The 19941-nt window shown below is 62.4% G+C and carries 23 protein-coding genes; 11 read left to right on the top strand and 12 right to left on the bottom strand.

The features are described 5' to 3' along the window. Positions 1-2: 2 nt before the first annotated feature. The 4 genes from OEG79_RS11625 to OEG79_RS11640 are packed head-to-tail and all read right to left on the bottom strand — an operon-like array spanning position 3 to position 2543. Positions 3-410, bottom strand: coding sequence for a DoxX-like family protein (locus OEG79_RS11625; protein WP_264145179.1), 408 nt, complete (start codon positions 408-410; stop codon positions 3-5). Beyond that, positions 403-831 carry a thiol-disulfide oxidoreductase DCC family protein gene (locus tag OEG79_RS11630; RefSeq protein WP_264145180.1) on the bottom strand — a complete coding sequence of 143 codons (429 nt, stop codon included), beginning with the start codon at positions 829-831 and terminating at the stop codon, positions 403-405. Before OEG79_RS11630 ends, OEG79_RS11625 begins: the two co-directional genes overlap by 8 nt. Next, complete coding sequence (locus tag OEG79_RS11635) at positions 828-1418, bottom strand: DUF1287 domain-containing protein (RefSeq protein WP_264145181.1); 591 nt, start codon at positions 1416-1418, stop codon at positions 828-830. Before OEG79_RS11635 ends, OEG79_RS11630 begins: the two co-directional genes overlap by 4 nt. Positions 1419-1427: 9 nt before the next feature. Next, a complete protein-coding gene (locus OEG79_RS11640; RefSeq protein ID WP_413247504.1) occupies positions 1428-2543 on the bottom strand; it encodes an ATP-NAD kinase family protein in 1116 nt (371 codons plus the stop codon). A 145-nt stretch (positions 2544-2688) separates the two neighbouring features. Here OEG79_RS11640 and OEG79_RS11645 point away from each other — a divergent pair, with 145 nt between their 5' ends. Continuing rightward, complete coding sequence (locus OEG79_RS11645; RefSeq protein WP_264145182.1) at positions 2689-2859, top strand: PA1571 family protein; 171 nt, start codon at positions 2689-2691, stop codon at positions 2857-2859. Between the two features lie 43 nt (positions 2860-2902). On the opposite strand, the gene msrB is transcribed toward OEG79_RS11645, so the two are convergent. Beyond that, a complete protein-coding gene (msrB, locus tag OEG79_RS11650) occupies positions 2903-3298 on the bottom strand; it encodes a peptide-methionine (R)-S-oxide reductase MsrB (protein ID WP_264145183.1) in 396 nt (131 codons plus the stop codon). A 273-nt stretch (positions 3299-3571) separates the two neighbouring features. Between msrB and OEG79_RS11655 the strand changes: the two genes are divergently transcribed. From OEG79_RS11655 to htpX, 3 genes are all read left to right on the top strand, one after another. Continuing rightward, complete coding sequence (locus tag OEG79_RS11655; protein WP_264145184.1) at positions 3572-4783, top strand: pyridoxal phosphate-dependent aminotransferase; 1212 nt, start codon at positions 3572-3574, stop codon at positions 4781-4783. Between the two features lie 6 nt (positions 4784-4789). Continuing rightward, entirely contained in the window at positions 4790-5242 is a 453-nt protein-coding gene (locus OEG79_RS11660; RefSeq protein ID WP_264145185.1) for a hypothetical protein, read from the top strand. A gap of 88 nt (positions 5243-5330) precedes the next feature. Then, entirely contained in the window at positions 5331-6203 is an 873-nt protein-coding gene (gene htpX / locus OEG79_RS11665; RefSeq protein ID WP_264145186.1) for a protease HtpX, read from the top strand. 58 nt (positions 6204-6261) lie between these two features. Here htpX and OEG79_RS11670 read toward each other — a convergent pair whose 3' ends face one another. Further along, complete coding sequence (locus OEG79_RS11670) at positions 6262-6918, bottom strand: thiopurine S-methyltransferase (RefSeq protein ID WP_264145187.1); 657 nt, start codon at positions 6916-6918, stop codon at positions 6262-6264. Positions 6919-6972: 54 nt separating this feature from the next. Between OEG79_RS11670 and OEG79_RS11675 the strand changes: the two genes are divergently transcribed. Both OEG79_RS11675 and OEG79_RS11680 read left to right on the top strand, forming a co-directional pair. Beyond that, positions 6973-8208 (top strand): PDC sensor domain-containing protein, encoded by a 1236-nt coding sequence (locus OEG79_RS11675; RefSeq protein ID WP_264145188.1) that lies wholly within the window; start codon positions 6973-6975, stop codon positions 8206-8208. Positions 8209-8365: 157 nt separating this feature from the next. Then, the gene (locus OEG79_RS11680; protein ID WP_264145189.1) at positions 8366-9133 is read left to right on the top strand and encodes a DODA-type extradiol aromatic ring-opening family dioxygenase; all 768 of its coding nucleotides are present in this window, start codon (positions 8366-8368) and stop codon (positions 9131-9133) included. Positions 9134-9202: 69 nt separating this feature from the next. On the opposite strand, the gene OEG79_RS11685 is transcribed toward OEG79_RS11680, so the two are convergent. Both OEG79_RS11685 and sohB read right to left on the bottom strand, forming a co-directional pair. Continuing rightward, positions 9203-10192, bottom strand: coding sequence for a YhdH/YhfP family quinone oxidoreductase (locus tag OEG79_RS11685; RefSeq protein WP_264145190.1), 990 nt, complete (start codon positions 10190-10192; stop codon positions 9203-9205). Positions 10193-10260: 68 nt separating this feature from the next. Further along, positions 10261-11280: a protease SohB gene (sohB, locus tag OEG79_RS11690; RefSeq protein WP_264145191.1), complete on the bottom strand. Its 1020-nt coding sequence runs from the start codon at positions 11278-11280 to the stop codon at positions 10261-10263. 199 nt (positions 11281-11479) lie between these two features. Between sohB and OEG79_RS11695 the strand changes: the two genes are divergently transcribed. The 4 genes from OEG79_RS11695 (at position 11480) to OEG79_RS11710 (ending at position 14689) form a co-directional block, all read left to right on the top strand. Beyond that, positions 11480-12178 carry a histidine phosphatase family protein gene (locus OEG79_RS11695; protein WP_264145192.1) on the top strand — a complete coding sequence of 233 codons (699 nt, stop codon included), beginning with the start codon at positions 11480-11482 and terminating at the stop codon, positions 12176-12178. 58 nt (positions 12179-12236) lie between these two features. Then, complete coding sequence (locus OEG79_RS11700) at positions 12237-12548, top strand: SCP2 sterol-binding domain-containing protein (protein ID WP_003459932.1); 312 nt, start codon at positions 12237-12239, stop codon at positions 12546-12548. Between the two features lie 289 nt (positions 12549-12837). Further along, a complete protein-coding gene (locus OEG79_RS11705; RefSeq protein WP_264145193.1) occupies positions 12838-13905 on the top strand; it encodes a phosphotransferase family protein in 1068 nt (355 codons plus the stop codon). A gap of 16 nt (positions 13906-13921) precedes the next feature. After that, positions 13922-14689 (top strand): SDR family oxidoreductase, encoded by a 768-nt coding sequence (locus tag OEG79_RS11710; protein WP_264145194.1) that lies wholly within the window; start codon positions 13922-13924, stop codon positions 14687-14689. A gap of 130 nt (positions 14690-14819) precedes the next feature. Here OEG79_RS11710 and OEG79_RS11715 read toward each other — a convergent pair whose 3' ends face one another. Further along, positions 14820-15467 carry a hypothetical protein gene (locus tag OEG79_RS11715; protein ID WP_264145195.1) on the bottom strand — a complete coding sequence of 216 codons (648 nt, stop codon included), beginning with the start codon at positions 15465-15467 and terminating at the stop codon, positions 14820-14822. A 103-nt stretch (positions 15468-15570) separates the two neighbouring features. Here OEG79_RS11715 and OEG79_RS11720 point away from each other — a divergent pair, with 103 nt between their 5' ends. Beyond that, on the top strand, positions 15571-16350 hold the full coding sequence (locus OEG79_RS11720) for a TSUP family transporter (protein ID WP_264145196.1): 780 nt from the start codon (positions 15571-15573) through the stop codon (positions 16348-16350). Positions 16351-16443: 93 nt separating this feature from the next. On the opposite strand, the gene nudC is transcribed toward OEG79_RS11720, so the two are convergent. The 3 genes from nudC to OEG79_RS11735 are packed head-to-tail and all read right to left on the bottom strand — an operon-like array spanning position 16444 to position 19797. After that, the gene (nudC, locus tag OEG79_RS11725; RefSeq protein ID WP_264145197.1) at positions 16444-17268 is read right to left on the bottom strand and encodes an NAD(+) diphosphatase; all 825 of its coding nucleotides are present in this window, start codon (positions 17266-17268) and stop codon (positions 16444-16446) included. After that, entirely contained in the window at positions 17268-18947 is a 1680-nt protein-coding gene (locus OEG79_RS11730; RefSeq protein WP_264145198.1) for a ferrous iron transporter B, read from the bottom strand. Before OEG79_RS11730 ends, nudC begins: the two co-directional genes overlap by 1 nt. A gap of 37 nt (positions 18948-18984) precedes the next feature. Further along, positions 18985-19797 (bottom strand): crotonase/enoyl-CoA hydratase family protein, encoded by an 813-nt coding sequence (locus tag OEG79_RS11735; RefSeq protein ID WP_264145199.1) that lies wholly within the window; start codon positions 19795-19797, stop codon positions 18985-18987. Positions 19798-19941: the final 144 nt, after the last annotated feature.

Here is a 19941-nt window from a genome sequence, read left to right on the forward strand (position 1 = left end):
CCTCAGGAGTCGCTGGCGGTGGGCGCCTCGGCCAGCCAGGCCACGGCACATAGTCCCAGCGCAGCCAGGTTGGTGGAAAGTGGATTGAACGCCTGGATCAACAGATGGGGACTGAGCAGCGCCACATCAAGCAACAGCACCAGCAATGCACCACCGGCAACCAGCAGGGGCCAGCGCCGCCGACGCACACTCAACAGCAGGATGCCCAGGAGAATTTCGGCGAAACCACCAACAGCTGCGATTAGCTGCGGCGCGAACAAAGGGTGATTCGGCAAGCCGTGGGCCTGGATCATCGCCACCTCATCCGGACTCAACCAGACAAGCTTCGGCGCCAGGCCATGCCAGATGAATACAGCCGCCAGTGCCAGCCGAGCGAGCCAGGCAATCCGCACCAGGCGCCGTTCAGTCATGCAGAAAGCGCCCGGCATGATCGGCCGTGGGCAGCATGCACACGGCGTGACGACCAAACAGGCGATAGCGATTCAGCGCGATGCGGTCGTAGCACCAGTCGCGCAGCGGTCTCGGCACCAGGCGCAACACCCTCAATGCACGCCAGGGCAGCGGCAACCGGGCAAGAATGCGCAGCCAGGCATCGGTGCGTACATGCAGGCCGGCATCATCGACCAGCGCCATGCTATCGAAGCGGTCGGTGGGCAGGCCGTACCAGGCCAGCAACGCCTGCCCCCGGGCAGACTGCACGGATGCCAGACGAAACTGCCGCGCATCATCGTGACGAATGAGAAACTTCGCCCAGCCGTTGCACAGCTTGCAGACGCCATCGAACAGTACGATGCGCTCGCCAGCGGCGCGACCAGGCGCTAGTTCCGTCATTGGCTGACACTCGCCTGCCGGGCCGCAGGCCGATAGTGGCCAGTGATGCGGTAGGCGAACAGAATGTCCTCCTCCTGCGTGCCACGGCCGATGTTGTGCAGGATCAGCGGTGCTCCATCATGAGTCTGGCGATCACTGACGATGCCGATATGGGTCAGGCCGCGTCCCAGATCCCAGGTAACGATGTCGCCGGCCCGATAGGAATCGGCGTCCTGGCTGACCGGCAGCGACCAGCCCTGGCGCTTGAACCAGGTCATCAGGTTGGGCACACGGCGGTGATCGATGTTGCTGTCCGGCCGGCTCAGGCCCCAGTTCTTCGGGTAGACGGCGAAGTTGCCGCGCATGTCGCGATGCACCGCTTCCTGCAGATCCAGCCCCTGCTGGCGCAACGCACGGATCACCACATCGGTGCACACGCCGGTGGCCATCGGCACGTCGCCGCCGGGGTAACTCAGCTGGCGGTAGGCCGGGTCGTAACCCAGGGTCACGCCGACCTGTTTGCGCGCATCCAGCACCAGCCTGTCAGCCTCGATGGCCTGCGCGGCAAGCGCCAGCAACCAGGCGAGCAGTAGAACCAGTATGCGCATTTCGATCTCCTATCGACTCAGGGGGTAGAGCAACTCTTCCTTGTAACCCGCCCAGACCCGCACGGTATCGGGGAAGGCATCGTCCAGCGTCACATCACCACTGTCGACCAGCAGCGGCCGACCTTCCAGTGTCGCCAGCTTGCGCTTGGTGGCGACCACACGCAGACGTTCCAGACCGAGGGCACGCAGCACGCGCGGGCTGACCTGCTGATTGCCGCGACCGATGATATGCCCCTGGCCACCGATGGCGGTCACCAGCAAGTATGCTGGATGCCCGTCAACCAGCGCGAACAGCTGGGCTTCGTTGACGTCGCGGGCAATCACCTGGCCATCTTCGATCACATCGACGCCGAGCAAGGTGGTTTCCAGCCCGAGGTTCTGCGCCAGGCCGTGCAGCGTCGAACCGGGGCCGAACACATAACGAGCGCCCGGCTCCCACTCGCTCTCCAGCCAGGCAGCCAGATCGGCCAGCACCAGCTCTTCGGACTCCACGCCACCCTGTTTGACCGCCTGCACATAACCGCCTTCCTGCGGCACGCACAGCTCGCCGTACCAGCGCGCAGTGACGCGCCCTTCACGAAGCGCAGCCTCGTCGATATCGCGCACTTCGCCATTGGCCAGACGCACCAGACCGCCTTCGACCAGCCGCGCGGTCAGCTCACCCGCCGCACGCGGGCTGATGGCGTAGACCCCGGACTGGATCTTGACCCCGGCCGGAATACCCAGCACTGGCTGCGAGACGTTCACCACCGCGCAGACGTCGCGCGCAGTACCGTCCCCGCCGGCAAACAGAATCAAGGCCACGCCGGCTTCCTGCAGCTGCTGCACGGCACGCCGGGTATCTTCGGCGGTGGTCGCACCTGCACTCAGCTCCCCCAGCAAACGATGATCGAAGCCCATCTGCGCCAACAGATCGCCCCCCATGGCGCCGGGATAAGTGATGAACTCGATGCGCTCGCGGAGGGTCAACAACTGTTCAAGTGCGGTGCGTGTACGTTGCGCCGCCTTTGGCTCGACCCCCAGAGCCAGCGCCTGCTCGGCCATGCCGTCGCTGCCCTTGAATGCTGCCGGGCCACCCAGCCCTGCCAGTGGATTGATGATCAGACCAATACGAAAACGCGCCATGCATCCCTCGTTACACGCGGACTGGCACACAGCCAGCCATACAACTTCACCAAGTGCCTTGTGACGGCGTTACGCCGCCGCAGTGTCACCAGGCCTTCTTGTGACAACCCCAGACTGACGAGCATTACCGATGAGGAGACAGGTCATGAGCTTGCAAGACAATGCTCATCATCCCGCCCCCCAGCAGCCGCAGGAGCCGGTGGTCGGTTTTATCATTGATGGCGAGGGCCGCGAAGTGCCCATCACCGAAGACATGATTCAGCAGACCTGCACCACCCTGGAAGAAAGCCGCCAGCCTGCCCATCAGCAGGGCTGAGCCGCAAGCGCCAGGCACACGGTGCCTGTGGCAGGCTAAGCATTCAATCGCGCGGCACCAGTTTCAGCGCCAGCGAGTTGATGCAGTAGCGCAGCCCGGTCGGGCGCGGGCCATCCGGAAATACGTGCCCGAGATGGGCATCGCACTTGGCGCATTTGACCTCGATGCGATGCATGCCGTGGCTAAAGTCATCAACGCTGGCGATCACCTCGTCATTGATCGGCTGGAAATAGCTGGGCCAGCCGCTGCCGGAATCGTACTTGGCGTCCGAATCGAACAGGGCTTCCCCGCAGCAGGCGCAATGGTAGACACCTGGGGTCTTGCTGTCGTGATAGGCGCCGGTGAACGGCCGCTCCGTGCCACCCAAACGACAGACGTGAAACTGCTCGTCGGTCAGTTCTTCACGCCAGCTTTCCAGGGGTTTGTCGACTTTATTCACGAACAGGCTCCTCCGCGGTAATGGGGCGATAGTGACGCACAGGTAGCCACAGCACTTGCGCCAGCAGCGTCACAGGCAAGAGGCGCGGCTGCCAGCTCAATGTGCGTCAGGTGGCAGGCCAGAAAAAAGCAGGGCTTATACCTTTGCCACGCTCAGGTCGCCACGTATGATTCGACCCCAGTCTGTCACCCACGTTACGGGCTGCCAAGATTCTCCGCCGGGAGAATTTTGCAGCGTGCTTCAGTGGGTTTTCCTTAGCTCGGGATTCCTTACATGCAGGTCAGCAAATCGAACAAGCTCGCCAACGTCTGCTACGACATTCGCGGGCCGGTGCTCAAGCACGCCAAGCGTCTGGAAGAGGAAGGCCACCGCATCCTCAAGCTGAACATCGGCAACCCGGCGCCGTTCGGTTTCGAAGCGCCGGAAGAGATTCTCCAGGACGTGATCCGCAACCTGCCCACCGCCCAGGGCTACAGCGACTCCAAGGGTCTGTTCAGCGCACGCAAGGCGGTGATGCAGTACTACCAGCAGAAGCAGGTCGAAGGCGTCACCATCGAGGACATCTACCTCGGCAACGGCGTATCCGAGCTGATCGTCATGGCCATGCAGGCACTGCTCAACAACGGTGACGAGGTACTCATCCCGGCCCCCGACTATCCACTGTGGACAGCTGCCGTGGCCTTGTCCGGCGGCAAGCCGGTGCACTACCTGTGCGACGAGCAGGCCGGCTGGTTCCCGGACATCGCCGACATGCGCGCCAAGATCACGCCCAACACCAAGGCGCTGGTGCTGATCAACCCGAACAACCCGACCGGCGCGGTGTATTCGAAGGAAGTCCTGCAGGACATCGTCGAACTGGCTCGCCAGCACAACCTGGTGGTCTTCTCCGACGAGATCTACGACAAGATCCTCTACGACGACGCCGTGCATATCAGCACCGCCTCGCTGGCACCCGACGTGCTGTGCCTGACCTTCAACGGCCTGTCCAAGAGCTACCGCGTGGCCGGCTTCCGCTCCGGCTGGGTGGCGATTTCCGGGCCCAAGCACAAGGCACAGAGCTACATCGAAGGCCTGGACATCCTCGCCAACATGCGCCTGTGCGCCAACGTGCCAAGCCAGCACGCGATCCAGACCGCACTCGGTGGCTACCAGAGCATCAACGACCTGGTGCTGCCGGGCGGTCGCCTGCTGGAACAGCGCAACCGCGCCTGGGAACTGCTCAATGACATCCCGGGCGTCAGCTGCGTCAAGCCAATGGGGGCGTTGTACGCCTTCCCCAGAATCGACCCGAAGGTCTGCCCGATCCACAACGACGAGAAGTTCGTCCTCGACCTGCTGCTTTCCGAAAAGCTGCTGATCGTCCAGGGCACCGCCTTCAACTGGCCGTGGCCGGATCACTTCCGTGTGGTCACCCTGCCCCGCGTCGATGACCTGGAGCAGGCCATCGGCCGTATCGGCAACTTCCTCAAGACCTACCGCCAGTAGGCCCCTATGGATCTGCAGATCGACGATTTCTACAAGGACGCGGCCAGTGGCCTGCTGATGCTCTATCAGGCCTTCCCGCGCAAGATGGCGCTGTACGTGGAAGACCTGATCGGCCGCGAGGAACCGGACGAATTCGGCCTGCCCAGCAAGCGCCACCAGGCCTGCCTGGGCGCACTGCTGTGGCTGGCCGAGGAAGGTTATCTGCGTTTCGAGTCGACCATCGCCTACGACGCCCTGGACCAGGCCGTGCTCAGTGAAAAGGGCTTCATGCGCCTGTCCCGCGGGGTGCCGCACGTGCTCCCCGAGGGCGAACCGCTGCCTCCCAGTGTGCGCCGCGTGCACGCTACCCTGGCCTTTCAGCTGCGCGAGGCCCTGGCCCGCCAGCACGGGGAGCGCCTTGCCCGACTGACCCGTCTGCTGTTCGAAAGCCAGACGGCACAACCAAGCGACATAGTTTGAAATAGTCGATGGTTGAAAGCCCCGGGGGGGCGCCCTTATATAGCCGGCATTACTCGTACGTCTTTCCCGTGAGGAGTCCGTTCACACCATGATGCGCATTATGTTGTTCCTGGCCACCAACCTGGCGGTGCTGATCATCGCCAGCATCACCCTCAAACTGCTGGGGGTCGACCGCTTCACCGGCCAGAACCATGGCAGCCTGCTGATCTTTTGCGCCGTGTTCGGTTTCGCCGGTTCGCTGGTGTCGCTCTTCCTGTCCAAGTGGATGGCGAAGATGAGCACCGGTACCCAGATCATCACCCAGCCGCGTACCCGCCATGAGCAGTGGCTGCTGCAGACCGTTGAAGAACTGTCACGCGATGCCGGCATCAAGATGCCGGAAGTGGGCATCTTCCCGGCCTACGAGTCCAACGCCTTCGCCACCGGCTGGAACAAGAACGACGCGCTGGTCGCCGTCAGTCAGGGCCTGCTCGAGCGATTCTCCCCGGATGAAGTGCGCGCCGTGCTGGCTCACGAAATCGGTCACGTGGCCAACGGCGACATGGTCACCCTGGCCCTGATCCAGGGCGTGGTGAACACCTTCGTGATGTTCTTCGCGCGGATCTTCGGCAACTTCGTCGACAAGGCAATCCTGAAGAACGAGGAAGGCCACGGCATCGGCTATTTCCTGGCGACCATCTTCGCCGAACTGGTGCTGGGCATCCTGGCCAGCATCATCGTCATGTGGTTCTCGCGCAAACGTGAGTTCAAGGCCGACGAAGCAGGTGCCCGCCTGGCCGGCACCGGTGCGATGATCGCCGCGCTGCAGCGCCTGCGTGCCGAACAGGGCGTACCGGTGCACATGCCTGACAGCCTCACCGCCTTCGGCATCAACGGCGGCCTGAAGAACGGTCTGGCCGGCCTGCTGATGACCCACCCGCCGCTGGAAGACCGTATCGAGGCGCTGCGTCGCCTGGGCTGATTCTTCGCTACACACGAAAAAGGCGACCCTGGGTCGCCTTTTTCATTGGGCGCTGCCGTTAGCGACGCGTCAGGTGGAAAACGTGCTCCTCCACCTTGGCAAGGCCGCTGTCGCTAAAGCGCGGATTGCCGGTCAGCACGTCCTTTTCCTCGACCATGTGCAACATCCAGCCGGAAGCGAAATGCCGTTCCAGCTCGGCGTTCTCGACCGAAAAGGGCGGGCCATCCATCCGCTGCTGGTCATAGACCAGAGTCACCAGCAACCCTTGACAGGCAGCCGGCAGAACAGCCTGCATATGCGCGACATAACGCTCGCGCATTTCCGGTGGCAGGGCGATCAGAGCGGCACGGTCATAGAAGGCCTGGCAGTCGGCCACATCGTCACGGCTCAATGCAAAAAAGTCGCCGCAGAGAATCCGCAGCCTGTCCGCCTCATAGACCTTGAACGCCCCCTGCTGGGAAATCTGCGGCTGCACATCACGTTCGGTAAAGAAATCCTGCACCGCGCGCTCCGCCAGCTCGACACCGATCACCCTGTGCCCCTGTTGCGCCAGCCAGGCCAGATCGAGGCTCTTGCCACATAGCGGCACCAGCACAGCGGCATCGTTCATCAGCCCGAGCGCGGACCAGTGCCGGCGCAGGTAACCGTTGACCTTCTCCTGATGAAAACCGATTTGGCTGCGCGCCCAGCGCTCCTGCCAGAATGTCGCGTGCATACCCACTCCCCTCGCCTAAACTGAAATCAACAATACTGCGCGCCAGATAACCCCATGCCAGCACGCCATCTGCTTCTTTGCCTGCCCTTGGTCGTCGGCATGCTGGCCCAGGAGGCCAGCGGCGAAGACAACCCGATCGTACGTCTCGATACCAGCCTCGAAGCCCCTTACCAGGTGGTGGTCGATGGCGAACTCAGCGGCAGATCGGTCACTGTACTCCAATGCATCTTCAGCCGACTGCAGCAGCCATACCAGATCCAGCTCACCTCACTCAGCAGAGCCCGACAGAACGTCAGCCGACGCATTGCCGATGGTTTCTTCAGCTCCGCACCAGACCCCCAGGTCGACGGCTATGCGCAGCTTTCCGCGCCTCTGCTGATGGAGAAATGGTACTGGTACGCCCTGGATCCGCATATCCTCAACAAACCCATATGGGAACGCGAACTGCGCATCGGCAGCGTTCTGGGCAGCAACAGCTTGACCTGGCTGGAAGCACGCGGCATCACGGTGGCGCAAAAGGTACCGCGCCTGGAACAACTGATCGAACTGCTCCAGCGCGAACGCATCGATCTGTTCCTCGCCGACGACAACGTCATGCGCAGCGCCCTTCATGACCAGGCCACGCAGCCGCCGCTGCAACAACGCTTCGTACGCTATTCGCCATTGGGGGTGTATTTCTCTCATGGTTTCCTGCAGCAACACCCCGACTTCTTGAGCGCCTTCAATCGTCAGGTGGAGCACTGCGCTCCCAACGGCAGCATGCTCACCGACGCGGAGGCCCATTATCTGCGCCAGTTGACCACCCAGCACCTGAAACGCTGGGCCTACCATGACGAACTGCTCGGGGCCCTGCGTCATGCCGCGCCGCGCAATACCAGTATCGAGCGCATCCACGAGCTGGACCGCCAATGGCAGCGCGAACGCCTGCTCGAGGAAAAGCCGCTGATCCGGCGTCTGCTGCAGGCTCCACCCTCTCAGTTGCTGGCCAATATCGCCCGCCAGCACCAGCCGCTGTTCAATGAGATATTCCTCAGTGACCCATCTGGCCAACTGGTCGCGATCAGCGAGATCACCAGTGACTACTGGCAGGCCGACGAAGATGACTTTCAGCAAGCCCATAGCCTGGCGCCCGGGCAGGTCCATATCGGCAGCATCGAATACGACGGATCGACCCAGAGCTTTCAGAGCAAGGTTTCAGCGCCCATTCATGACCCGGAGGACGGGCGTTTTCTCGGAGTGCTCAGCCTGGGCATCAATATCGAGGCCGCCTTTGGCGACAGCCTGCACTAAAGCGGGTTAATGGCTGGTATCTGCTTCGCCTGACCGCTGCTCGGCGACTGTTCGTGCAGCACCTAACATCTAACCAGTCGATTGATATTGCTGAAAAACCTCATTATTCATTTCCGGCCGCCTCGGAGAGAATGTATACAAATCTCTGGAGGTGCAAATGCTGCCCAGTCTGTTCATTTCCCATGGTTCCCCCATGCTGGCACTGGAACCCGGTGCCAGCGGCCCTGCGTTGGCCAGACTGGCTGCCGAACTGCCGACACCCAAGGCCATCGTGCTGGTATCGGCGCACTGGGAAAGCGAAAGTCTCCGCTTGAGCGCAGCGGAACATCCACAAACCTGGCATGACTTCGGTGGTTTCCCGGCACCGCTGTATGCCGTGCAATACCCTGCTCCCGGCGCTCCGCAGCTGGCTGGAGAGATCGCCCGGCAGTTGAGCGCTGCCGGCCTGCCAACCGAACTCGATGCGCAACGCCCCTTCGACCACGGCGCCTGGGTGCCGTTATCGCTGATGTATCCGCACGCCGACATTCCCGTGTTGCAGCTGTCGCTGCCAAGCCATGACGGCCCCGAACTGCAGACCCGGGTAGGCCGGGCACTGAGCAGCCTGCGCGAGCAGGGCATCTTGCTGATCGGCTCCGGCAGCATCACTCACAACCTGGGTGAACTGAGCTGGCGCGCAGGTCCGGATCTCGTCCTTCCCTGGGCCAGAGAGTTTCGCGACTGGATGGTGGAAAAGCTGGAGGCGGACGACCAGGAGGCGCTGCACCAGTATCGTCGCCTGGCGCCGAGCGCCGTGCGCAACCACCCGAGCGAAGAGCATCTGCTACCACTGTTCTTCGCGCGTGGCGCTGGTGGTGCCTTTTCCGTGGTGCACAGTGGTTTCACCTACGGCGCACTGGGCATGGATATCTATCGTTTCGACTAGCCGCGCGCGGATGAGATAGACATCGCTGAAAAGAACGAGGCCCATCATCGACGGGCCTCTTTCACTGTCTCAATCCAGCCGTACCAGGATACGACCGACCATTCCGCCGGCCAGTATGCGGTCGATGGCCTCGGGCAGCTCCGCCAACCCGACTTCCCGGCACAGTGCCGAAAGATCGAGCTTCCACTGCAGCGACAGCTTGTCCCACATCGATGCCTTGACCACCAGCGGCAGCTCCACCGAATCCACGCCCAGCAGGTTCACCCCACGCAGGATGAATGGCAGCACACTGGCCTGGAAGCCTACACCAGCGGTCAACCCGCAACAGGCCACGCTGCCCCCACGACGCAGCGACTTGACCACGTTGAACAGGATGTCACCACCCACCGTATCCACCGCAGCCCCCCAGCGCTCCTTGAGCATCGGCCGCTCGCAGCCCTGTTGCAGCTCTTCGCGGCCGACGATCTCGTCAGCACCCAGGCCACGCAGGAACTCGGCCTGTTCGGCCTTGCCGGTCGCGGCAGCAACGCTATAGCCAAGCTGCTTGAGCAGAACGACCGCGATGCTGCCGACGCCGCCCGTAGCGCCAGTGACCAGCACGGTGCCCGCCTCCGGGGTGACGGCCGCCTGCTCCAGCTTGTCCACGCACAATGCGGCAGTCAGGCCGGCAGTACCGAGGATCATCGACTCGCGCAACGACAGGCCTTGCGGGCGCTTGATCGCCCAGGCGGCCGGCACTCGGATGTACTGGCCGAAACCGCCGGCGGTGTTCATGCCCAGGTCGTAACCGGTGACGATGACCTCATCACCCGCAGCGAATTCAGCCGCGGTGGACGCCTCGACCACACCCGCCGCATCGATGCCGGGAGTATGCGGATAAGTCCGGGTCACCCCACGATTGCCACTGGCAGACAACGCATCCTTGTAGTTCAGCGAGGAATAGCGCACGCGAATCAGCAGCTCGCCCGGCGGCAATTGCTCGACGCTGCGCTGGACCACTTCACGCTGGAAGCCGCCATCGGCACTTTCGCTGACCAGCAAGGCCTTGAACTCGGTCATCATCCTCTCCTCTTGTCGTGGTTGGCTGCGCGACGCTCGGGACTGCACAGCCCATCCTGAACGAAGCGTTACCAGAAGCGCTGCTGGTTGAGGCGGCTCAACCAGGTCAGCACGAAACGATCCAGGGCCATGCTCGCAGCCAGGCCGACCCGCTCCTGCAGGCTCTTCTTCTGCGCGAAATGCAGATGGAACAGGTCTGCTTCGGCAGCCCGCTCTGCCAGGTACTGGTCGCTGGTCTTGAGTTCGTCTACCAGCAGGCGCTCCTGCGCCGCCATGCCCAGCCAGACCTCGCCGGTGGCAATGGCGTCAATGTCCAGCTGTGGGCGATAGCGGGCGACGAAGCCCTTGAACAGCTCGTGGGTGGTTTCCAGGTCTTCCTGGAATTTCTCCCGGCCCTTTTCGGTGTTCTCGCCGAACACGGTCAGGGTGCGCTTGTATTCACCGGCCGTGAGCACCTCGAAATCGATGTCATGCTTCTTGAGCAGGCGGTGCACGTTGGGCAGCTGCGCCACCACGCCGATGGAGCCGAGAATGGCGAATGGCGCGCTGAGAATCTTCTGGCCGATGCAGGCCATCATGTAGCCGCCGCTGGCAGCCACCTTGTCCACACACACGGTCAAGGGGATACCGGCGTCGCGGATGCGCACCAGCTGAGAGGACGCCAGGCCGTAGCTGTGCACCATGCCACCGCCACTCTCCAGGCGCAGCACCACTTCGTCCTCGGCCTTGGCCATGGACAGCAGCGCCGTCACTTCATGGCGCAGGTTGTCGGTGGCGGAAGCCTTGATGTCGCCATCGAAATCCAGCACGAATACGCGCGGTTTGCCCGGTGGCGCTTTCTTGTCCTGCTTGGCAGCCTTGGCCTCTGCCTTGCGCGTGGCCTTGAGCTGATCCTTGGACAGCACGCTCTGCTGCAGGCGCTCGCGCAGATCCTTGTAGAAATCGTTGAGCTTCTGCACCTGCAACTGGCCACTTGCGCGCCGCCCCCTGCCACGGGTGGCAGCGATGGCTACCAGTACCACGACAATGGCGACCACCAAGGTCAGGGTTTTCGCCAGAAAGCTGGCGTACTCGCTAAGAAACTCCACGGTTCCCCCTTTGGGCAATACAGCGGCGCCTGGGCGCACAAAGGCTCAAGCATACCGGCGCAGCGCCTTGCCGGCCAAGCGCAGCAACGCTGCAAAACGGCATACAAACAATTCAAACAAGCGTATGTTTTTTCGTTGACAGCCCCGAAGCTTCCCCATAACCTCGCGAAACATTCAACGTGCCGAGATTGATACGGACGTGGGCAGCATCTACCTGATTCGACATGGCCAGGCCTCATTCGGTGCAGACGACTACGACGTCCTGTCTCCCGTCGGCGTTCGCCAGGCCGAAGTGCTGGGTGAACACCTCGAACAACTCGGCATTGCCTTTGATCGCTGCATCAGTGGCAGCCTGCGGCGCCAGCAGCACACCGCCAACGCGGCGCTGCAACGCATGAGCAGCGCGCCGGCGCTGGATATCGACGAAGCCTTCAACGAATTTGACGCCGATGCAGTGATCCGCAGCCTGCTGCCGGATCTGCTGCCGGAAGAGCCCGAAGCACTGCACATCCTGCGCAATGGTGCGCAGAACCGGAGCGAGTTTCAGCGTCTGTTCGCCAAGCTGATCCGCCGCTGGATTTCCGGCGAGCATGACAAGCCCGGCGTACAAAGCTGGCAGGCCTATGTCGAACAGGTCGAAAACGGCCTGCGGCGCATAGTCGAACAGGCAGGCAGCAAACAGAACATTGCCGTGTTTACCTCCGGCGGCACCATTACCGCCCTGCTCCGCCTGATTACCGGTGTACCGGCGGAAAAGGCCTTTGAACTGAACTGGCAAATCGTCAACACCTCGCTCAGCCACCTGAAGTTTCGCGGCAGCGAGGTAAGTCTGGCTTCCTTCAACAGCCATGTGCATCTACAGCTGCTGAAGGCGCCGGAGCTCATTACCTACCGATGAGCTCCAGCCCACTGCGGCCGCGAGGCTGCGCGAAAAAACCGAGAAAAAGGATAAGACCATGAGTGTTGCTGACATCGCCCAAACCATGCAATCCAAGTTCAACGCCAGCGCCGCTGCCGGCCTGGACCTGGTGTTCCAGTTCAACATCGAAGATGGCGAGAACTACGCGCTGATCGTCAAGGACGGCACCTGCGCCCTCGAGCAAGGCGACAACCCGAACGCCAACGTGACCCTGATCATGGACAGCGAAACCCTCAAGGGCATCGTCAGCGGCGAAACCGACGGCATGCAGGCCTTCATGGCAGGCAAGCTGCGCGCAGAAGGCGACATGATGCTGGCGATGAAGCTGGGCGAACTGTTCCCGGTCTGATCGGCGAACTGATCGCAAGACACAAAAAGCCGGAGTCCTCGCACTCCGGTTTTTTATTGCCTGCCCTGCCTGGCAGCAACCCGTCGCCGTGCGATGCTGGAAGTTTTCTTGCGTGACTGTCTGTACCCACTTGCAGGCGAACGACACCTTGCCAAAGGTGACTGATCAGGCAGTTTGATCGAGGGGCAACACGCCCGCCTATAACGGCGCGTATTGCTTGTGACAGCCAGGATGCAGCATTAGATTAGCCAATTATCTAGGGCACCCATTATAAGTAGAAGGGATAGACATGGCGCTCACTGACCAATCCACCCGCATTCGCACGGGCGAAGAGCTCGACGTCGGTATCATCGATGCCTACCTCAAGGCGAACATCCCGGGCCTGAGCGGCGAAGCGAAGATCAGCCAGTTTCCCGGTGGCGCGTCCAACCTGACCTACCTGATCGAATACCCGCAGCAGGAATTCGTACTGCGCCGCCCCCCGTTCGGCCACAAGGCCAAATCCGCGCACGACATGGGCCGCGAATACCGCATTCTCAACCAGCTCAATGCCGGCTTCCCCTACTGCCCCAAGGCCTATGTGCATTGCACCGATGAGTCGGTGATCGGCGCCGAGTTCTACGTCATGGAGCGGGTCAAGGGCATCATCCTGCGCTCGGACATGCCTGCCGAGCTGAACTTCAGTGCCGAGCAGACCAATGCCCTGTGCAAGAGCTTCATCGACAAGCTGGTGGAGCTGCACAACGTCGACTACAACGCCTGCGGCCTGGGCGACCTGGGCAAGCCCGAGGGCTATGTCGAGCGTCAGATCAGGGGCTGGAGCGACCGCTACGAGAAGGCCCTGACCCCGGACGCACCGACCTGGGAACCGGTCAAGGCCTGGCTCAATGACAAGATGCCGGCCGACCACCACAAGCCGGGCATCGTGCACAACGATTACCGCTTCGACAACGTGATCCTAGACCCGAACAATCCGATGCAGATCATCGGCGTGCTCGACTGGGAGATGACCACCATCGGTGATCCGCTGATGGATCTGGGCAACACACTGGCCTACTGGATCGAAGCTGGCGACCCGGCGCCGGTGCAACTGATACGCCGCCAGCCGAGCAATGCGCCTGGCATGCTCAGCCGTCAGCAGTTCGTCGACTATTACGCCGAAAAGGCCGGCATCGAGATCAACAGCTTCGACTTCTACTACACCTACGGCCTGTTTCGTCTAGCCGGCATCGTCCAGCAGATCTACTACCGCTTCTACCATGGCCAGACCCAGGACAAGCGCTTCGCCCAGTTCATTCACATGAACAAACTGCTGGAGCAGATGTGCCTGCAGGTCATCGGCAAGTCCACTCTCTAACCCCGGGGTAATCACAATGTCCAAGACCCAACTGTTCGACCTCGACGGCAAGATCGCCTTCGTCTCCGGCGCCAGCCGCGGCATCGGCGAAGCCATCGCCAGACTGCTGGCGCAGCAAGGCGCCCATGTAATCGTTTCCAGCCGCAAGATCGAAGGCTGCCAGGCCGTGGCTGACGCCATCACCGCCGAGGGCGGCAAGGCCACCGCCATCGCCTGCCATATCGGCGAGATGGAACAGATCGGCAATGTCTTCGCGCAGATCCGAGAGCAGTTCGGCCGCCTCGACATCCTGGTCAACAACGCTGCCACCAACCCGCAGTTCTGCAACGTGCTGGACACCGACCTGAGCGCTTTCCAGAAGACCGTGGACGTGAACATCCGCGGTTACTACTTCATGTCCATCGAAGGCGGCAAGCTGATGAAGGAAAACGGCGGCGGCTCGATCATCAACGTCGCCTCGATCAATGGCGTCTCTCCCGGCGAGTTCCAGGGCATCTACTCGGTGACCAAGGCCGCGGTGATCAGCATGACCAAGGTATTCGCCAAGGAATGCGCACAGTTCGGCATCCGCTGCAACGCCCTGCTGCCGGGTCTGACCGACACCAAGTTCGCCTCGGCGCTGACCAAGAACGACGCGATCCTCAAGCACGCCCTGCAGCGCATTCCGCTCAAGCGCGTGGCCGACCCGAGCGAGATGGCCGGTGCCGTGCTGTACCTGGCCAGCGAAGCGTCCAGCTACACCACCGGCGTCGCGCTGAACGTGGACGGTGGCTTCCTCTCCTGAGGCGAAACGCCGGAAACGACAAAAGGCACCTTGTAGGTGCCTTTTTTGTTTTTGCAGGGCGGGTCGCACGGCCCAGCCAACCTTGAAGGCGCCCCTCTCCCACAAATGAGAGAGGTCAGCGGATTAGCCGCTACCAATCCTTCAGCGCGGCTTCGGCTGCCGGATTCATCGGCTCGGCCAGCAAGCCCGTCGGCGTCAGGCTGACGCTGTACACCGCATCGGCAGCAATCGGCAGATAGGTAACGCGCAGCGCCTGCGGATCGAACAGCGCCAGATCGCGCTGACTCAGACGCAGCCAGCGCCACAGGTCGACGCCGTATGGGCTTTCAGCCAGCTGCACGCGGCCATGTTGCGCCAGGGCCTGCTGCTCGATGGCAAGAAACCGTCCGGAAAGACGCTCGAGGCGGTATCCAGGTTCAAGACCGATCAGTTCAGCCAGGCCCTTCCAGCGAATCAGACGCCCATCGAGCTGCCACATGTCGCCCTCGAGCGTGACCGTACGCTCGCGTTTACCCTCAAGCAGCGTTACCTGATAACGCTGCGGACCATCGGCCTTGAAACTCAGCGTCACCACCGGCTTGCCCGCTTGTAGCGGCTCGTAGGCATACAGGTCGTAAGCCACCAGGCCGACCAGCCCGGCCAGGGCAAGAAATGCCAGGCCGCAGGTGCCGCGCAACCAACCGAGGAACCAGCCCGTATTGAGCAGAATGCGCAATGCCACCAGCAGCGCCAATACGGCCAGCAGCGCCACGGCCCAGGCCAACCCGTCGTATTGCATCGATTGCGTTCCTTCTCTGACGAAATCCCGGCATTATGCGCAGCTCTCCCCACGAGGAACAGCCGCCAGGCTGCGTACTCGCCCACAAGTCGACACTTTAGATATGCCTTTCGCTCTCGAGCTCGCCATCGATCCCGGCACTTTAGCCATTCTTGCTCTGGTCGCCTTCGCCGCCGGCTTCATCGATGCCATTGCCGGAGGTGGTGGTCTGCTGACCATTCCGGCCCTGCTCACTGCCGGCCTGCCGCCGCACCTGGTGCTGGGCACCAACAAGCTGTGCGCCACCTTCGGCTCGGGCACTGCCGCCCTCACCTTCTACCGGCGCAAACTGTTCAACCCCAGGCAATGGCGTAACGCGCTGCTGGCGACCCTGTTCGGCGCCCTGCTCGGCGCTGTCATCGCGCACTGGATGCCCGCCGCCTGGCTCAACCAGATGCTGCCGGTGATCGTCTTCGCCTGCGGACTGTATCTGCTGCTCGGGCGAACGCCCGATGCCCCCGGCGAACAGAACCTGCCAATCGCCCGCGGCCGGCAATGGCCCCAGGGACTTGGCCTCGGCTTCTACGATGGCGTGGCCGGCCCTGGCACCGGGGCATTCTGGACGGTCAGCAGCCTGCTGATGTATCCACTCGATCTGGTGCGCGCCAGTGGTGTGGCGCGCACCATGAACTTCGTCAGCAACGCGGCGGCGCTGGTGGTTTTCATCGCCTTCGGCCAGGTCGCCTGGGTGCTCGGTCTGAGCATGGGCGCAGCCCTGATGATCGGCGCCTTCCTCGGCGCGCGCACGGCAATCAGGGGCGGTTCGAAATTCATTCGCCCGGTATTCATCATGGTGGTACTGGCACTGACCGCGCGCCTGGTCTGGCAGCACTGGTTTGGCTGAATCCGGCGGGCCGTCCAGGGTGGTGTAGGAGCGGTTTCAGCCGCGAAATGGTTGGTGAGGTTCGCAGCTGAAGCCGCTCCTACATAAGGCGATCTACACCGGCAGCGTCAGCTCGGGAAGGCCCAGGCGCCTGGCAACGTAGAGATCGATCAGATGGCGGGCGATGGAACGCGGCGCCGGCAGCGGCGGCAGGTCATCCATACGGAACCAGCGCGCGTCCTCGATTTCGTCCTCCTGCATGACGATATCGCCACCGGCATATTCCGCATGGAAACCGAGCATCAGCGAATGCGGGAACGGCCATCCCTGACTGCCGATGTACTGCAGGTTCTTCACCTCTAGACCGACTTCCTCGCGCACCTCGCGCGCCACGCAATGCTCCACCGACTCGCCCGGCTCGACGAAGCCGGCCAGGGTGCTGTACATCCCGGGAACGAAGCGTGGCGACCGAGCCAGGAGGATCTCGTCGCCACGGCTGACCAGCACGATCATGCTTGGTGAAATGCGCGGATAGTGCTGCGATTCGCAACTGTCGCAGCGCATCGCCCGCTCCCCGGGAAGCTGGCGAGTGGGTGCGCCACAGCTGCCGCAGAAGCGATGTTCAGCGTACCAGGTACCGATCTGCGCGGCATAAGCGAGCATGCGGAAGGTTTCCGCCTCACCCTGCAACATGAAATGGCGCAGACTCTGCCAGGTGCAGCCTTCCAGGGAGGCAGATGGCTTGAGCTGCAGGAGGTATACGGCGTCTTCGCCGAAATGGCCGATGCCCTGCTCGCCGATGATCGGCAGATCCTGGCGCTTGATCCAGTCACGCGGGAACAGCACGCCATTGCTGTCGGCAAGAAAATGCTGCTGACTGTAGAGCACCGCCCAGCCACCAGGCTGGGCCGGGTCGAGGAAGCCGTTGCGCCAGGCCATCAGGCCTCCACCGGCATACCCAGCGCCTTGACGCTCTCTTCAGCCAGATCGAGCACACTGGGGCGCGTTTCCGGACGCATCACGGCACCGGCTTCCAGGTAGTACTCCAGACTGCTGAGGGCATCGGCCAGGGTTTCCAGCATCTGTTCCGACGGCATCTGCCCGGCATCGAGCATGCGCGTCTGAATATAGTCGGAGCATGCGCCGACCAGCATTGCCGCGCGACGTTGTTCGAGGAACCACAGACCACCGCGTACCGCCTGCAGACTGAAAGGCACGTTGGACAGGTGCATCTTGTCGCCGCCCGACTCCAGATAAGCGGTGATCGCGCGCTTGGCCAGGGCCAGGCCAGCCTGCGCCTCGTCGACCACGACGATACGGGCCTCGTTGAGCTGATGGCTGGCGAAGGAGTCGGCCTCTTTACCGGGCTCGACGACTGCCGGTCGGGAGTCGCGGCCTTCGCCACGCTCCAGGCTGGCGACCATGCCCTCGACGTAGAGCACCGCATCGGCCAGCTTGTGCAATTGCTCGGGCTGCGGCGGTGTGTCCTCGCTCCAGGCAGCGACCTGCGGCAACTGTGCACTCAGCGAATTGCCGGCGGAGTTAAGACCGACCATGCCGAGGGTCTTGGCCAGCTTGCCTATCAACGCGTGCAGGGTACCCAGGGTTTCAGCCTGCAAGGTGCCACGTTCGAGCAGATCGAGCATGTCCTTGACGCTAGCCAGTTCTTCGCGAATCGCCGTGGACAGCGAACGCATTACCGCCTGACCGGGGCCGGCCAGGCGCTGGTATTCCTGTTCCAGCAGATGGTCGGTGAACGGCAGCGGCGTGAGACCGAAGACCTCGCGCATGGCGGTAGCAAGCGGCCCGTGACTGTCGGCCAGCGCGACCAGGTACAGCAGCTCCTTGAGCAGGCTGCGTGGCGCCTCGTATTGCGGATTGGCGAGCATCAGCTTGAGCTCACGGTCGACCCGCGAGAACAGCTGCTTGCGCGACTTGCGCGTCAACAACTGACCATCGCATTGCGCCTCGATGGCAGCCGCGCCGATCCAGCACATGCGGCCGCGCGCCTCGTTGGCGAAGAGGCTATCCAGACGCGCCATGGCGCGGGTCATCAGCTTGAGGCTGGCCTGCGGATTCTGCTCACGGATGAAGCCGAGCAAACCTACCTGATACATATGGCGCAGACGCTTGCCTTCGGCCAGCTTGGCGGCGCCATCGAGCGGCAGGGTCGCACTGTGCGGCCGCGCATGATCGAGGCGCACACTGAAGAAGAAACTTTCCGGCAGGGGCTGCTGCACACCGGCCTGACGCAGATCGTTGATCGCCGGCAGCAGCAACTCGGGTATTTCCTGGCGATGGGCGTCGACGCTTTCCAGATAACGCCGCAGCACATGCAGCGCATTGCTCAGCGCCGCCAACTGTACATCACGCTCCTCACCGGCACCGGCGGGGATATCGGTGGCCTGGTCGAGCACTTCCTGCGCCAGCAACTCGGCACCGGCCAGCTCGATCAGATTGAGCGTACCGCGCACCTGATGCAGAGCTTCCACCGCCTGCTGCAACAGACTGCCGTTATGCCGCTCGGCGATGAAGTGCTCCAGGCTCTGCTCGGCCTCCTCCATGGTGACGAACAGCTCGTCGCGCACCAGGTTCAGCGATGTGGCTCCACTTACCATGCTCTAGGCCTCGCAACATACATCAGCGAATACGACATCAGTCGGCGAACTCCGGCTTCTGCTTGGTCATATGCGCCGCCATGGCCAGGCGCAGATCTTCGGATTGCAACATGGCGGCGTTCCAGGTGGCGATGTATTCCAAGCCATCGTCGACCCGGTGATCGCGCATGTAGCGAATCATTTCCTTGGTACCGCGCACGGCAATCGGCGACTTGGCGGCGATCTGCGCGGCAATTTCCATGACGCCGGCCAACAGGGCCTCCGGATCGTCGTAGGTACGATTGACCAGGCCGATACGAGCCGCTTCGTGACCGTCGATACTGCGCCCGGTGTAGGCCAGCTCGCGCATCATGCCGTCACCGATGATGTGCGGCAGACGCTGCAGGGTACCCACGTCAGCGGCCATACCCATGTCGATTTCCTTGATCGAAAACTGCGCATCCACCGTGGCATAACGCATGTCGCAAGCGCTGATCAGGTCGATGGCGCCGCCGATGCAATAGCCCTGAATGGCGGCCAGCACGGGTTTGCGGCAGTTGTCGACAGCGTTGAAGGAGGCTTGCAGTTCGAGGATCTTGCGACGCAGCGCGGTGGCATTGCGACCGACGTCCTTGCCCAGCTGGGCGCCGACCGAAGCCAGCAGCGTAAGGTCAATACCCGAGGAGAAGTGTTTGCCTGCACCGGAGAGCACCACCACGCGTACGGCATCGGTGTCGTCGATCCACTGGAAGATCTCGATGATCTCGCGCCAGAAGTCGGCATTCATCGCGTTGATCTTGTCCGGGCGATTGATCTGCACGTGGGCGATCTTGTCCGCCAGCTCGACGCGGAAGGCTTGGTAGTCGGACATGGCAGGCATCCTCAGCCGTGGGTCGGCAGCTCAGTAATTATTCTGTGATTAATAACCGCGCAACTATAACAAGCACACCATAAAAGTCGATGCTTGCCACTGTGACGCAGGGCACGCCCCGGCGCGTTAGTAACTGCTTTGAAT

Source organism: Pseudomonas sp. Z8(2022), from assembly GCF_025837155.1.
Lineage (GTDB): Bacteria > Pseudomonadota > Gammaproteobacteria > Pseudomonadales > Pseudomonadaceae > Aquipseudomonas.

What these genes read in the sequence shown, in the direction of transcription:
- OEG79_RS11625 (WP_264145179.1), bottom strand. Translation starts at nt 410, where the DNA reads ATGACTGAACGGCGCCTGGTGCGGATTGCCTGGCTCGCTCGGCTGGCA.
- OEG79_RS11630 (WP_264145180.1), bottom strand. Translation starts at nt 831, where the DNA reads ATGACGGAACTAGCGCCTGGTCGCGCCGCTGGCGAGCGCATCGTACTG.
- OEG79_RS11635 (WP_264145181.1), bottom strand. Translation starts at nt 1,418, where the DNA reads ATGCGCATACTGGTTCTACTGCTCGCCTGGTTGCTGGCGCTTGCCGCG.
- OEG79_RS11640 (WP_413247504.1), bottom strand. Translation starts at nt 2,543, where the DNA reads ATGGCGCGTTTTCGTATTGGTCTGATCATCAATCCACTGGCAGGGCTG.
- OEG79_RS11645 (WP_264145182.1), top strand. Translation starts at nt 2,689, where the DNA reads ATGAGCTTGCAAGACAATGCTCATCATCCCGCCCCCCAGCAGCCGCAG.
- OEG79_RS11655 (WP_264145184.1), top strand. Translation starts at nt 3,572, where the DNA reads ATGCAGGTCAGCAAATCGAACAAGCTCGCCAACGTCTGCTACGACATT.
- OEG79_RS11660 (WP_264145185.1), top strand. Translation starts at nt 4,790, where the DNA reads ATGGATCTGCAGATCGACGATTTCTACAAGGACGCGGCCAGTGGCCTG.
- htpX (WP_264145186.1), top strand. Translation starts at nt 5,331, where the DNA reads ATGATGCGCATTATGTTGTTCCTGGCCACCAACCTGGCGGTGCTGATC.
- OEG79_RS11670 (WP_264145187.1), bottom strand. Translation starts at nt 6,918, where the DNA reads ATGCACGCGACATTCTGGCAGGAGCGCTGGGCGCGCAGCCAAATCGGT.
- OEG79_RS11675 (WP_264145188.1), top strand. Translation starts at nt 6,973, where the DNA reads ATGCCAGCACGCCATCTGCTTCTTTGCCTGCCCTTGGTCGTCGGCATG.
- OEG79_RS11680 (WP_264145189.1), top strand. Translation starts at nt 8,366, where the DNA reads ATGCTGCCCAGTCTGTTCATTTCCCATGGTTCCCCCATGCTGGCACTG.
- OEG79_RS11685 (WP_264145190.1), bottom strand. Translation starts at nt 10,192, where the DNA reads ATGACCGAGTTCAAGGCCTTGCTGGTCAGCGAAAGTGCCGATGGCGGC.
- OEG79_RS11700 (WP_003459932.1), top strand. Translation starts at nt 12,237, where the DNA reads ATGAGTGTTGCTGACATCGCCCAAACCATGCAATCCAAGTTCAACGCC.
- OEG79_RS11705 (WP_264145193.1), top strand. Translation starts at nt 12,838, where the DNA reads ATGGCGCTCACTGACCAATCCACCCGCATTCGCACGGGCGAAGAGCTC.
- OEG79_RS11710 (WP_264145194.1), top strand. Translation starts at nt 13,922, where the DNA reads ATGTCCAAGACCCAACTGTTCGACCTCGACGGCAAGATCGCCTTCGTC.
- OEG79_RS11715 (WP_264145195.1), bottom strand. Translation starts at nt 15,467, where the DNA reads ATGCAATACGACGGGTTGGCCTGGGCCGTGGCGCTGCTGGCCGTATTG.
- OEG79_RS11720 (WP_264145196.1), top strand. Translation starts at nt 15,571, where the DNA reads ATGCCTTTCGCTCTCGAGCTCGCCATCGATCCCGGCACTTTAGCCATT.
- nudC (WP_264145197.1), bottom strand. Translation starts at nt 17,268, where the DNA reads ATGGCCTGGCGCAACGGCTTCCTCGACCCGGCCCAGCCTGGTGGCTGG.
- OEG79_RS11730 (WP_264145198.1), bottom strand. Translation starts at nt 18,947, where the DNA reads ATGGTAAGTGGAGCCACATCGCTGAACCTGGTGCGCGACGAGCTGTTC.
- OEG79_RS11735 (WP_264145199.1), bottom strand. Translation starts at nt 19,797, where the DNA reads ATGTCCGACTACCAAGCCTTCCGCGTCGAGCTGGCGGACAAGATCGCC.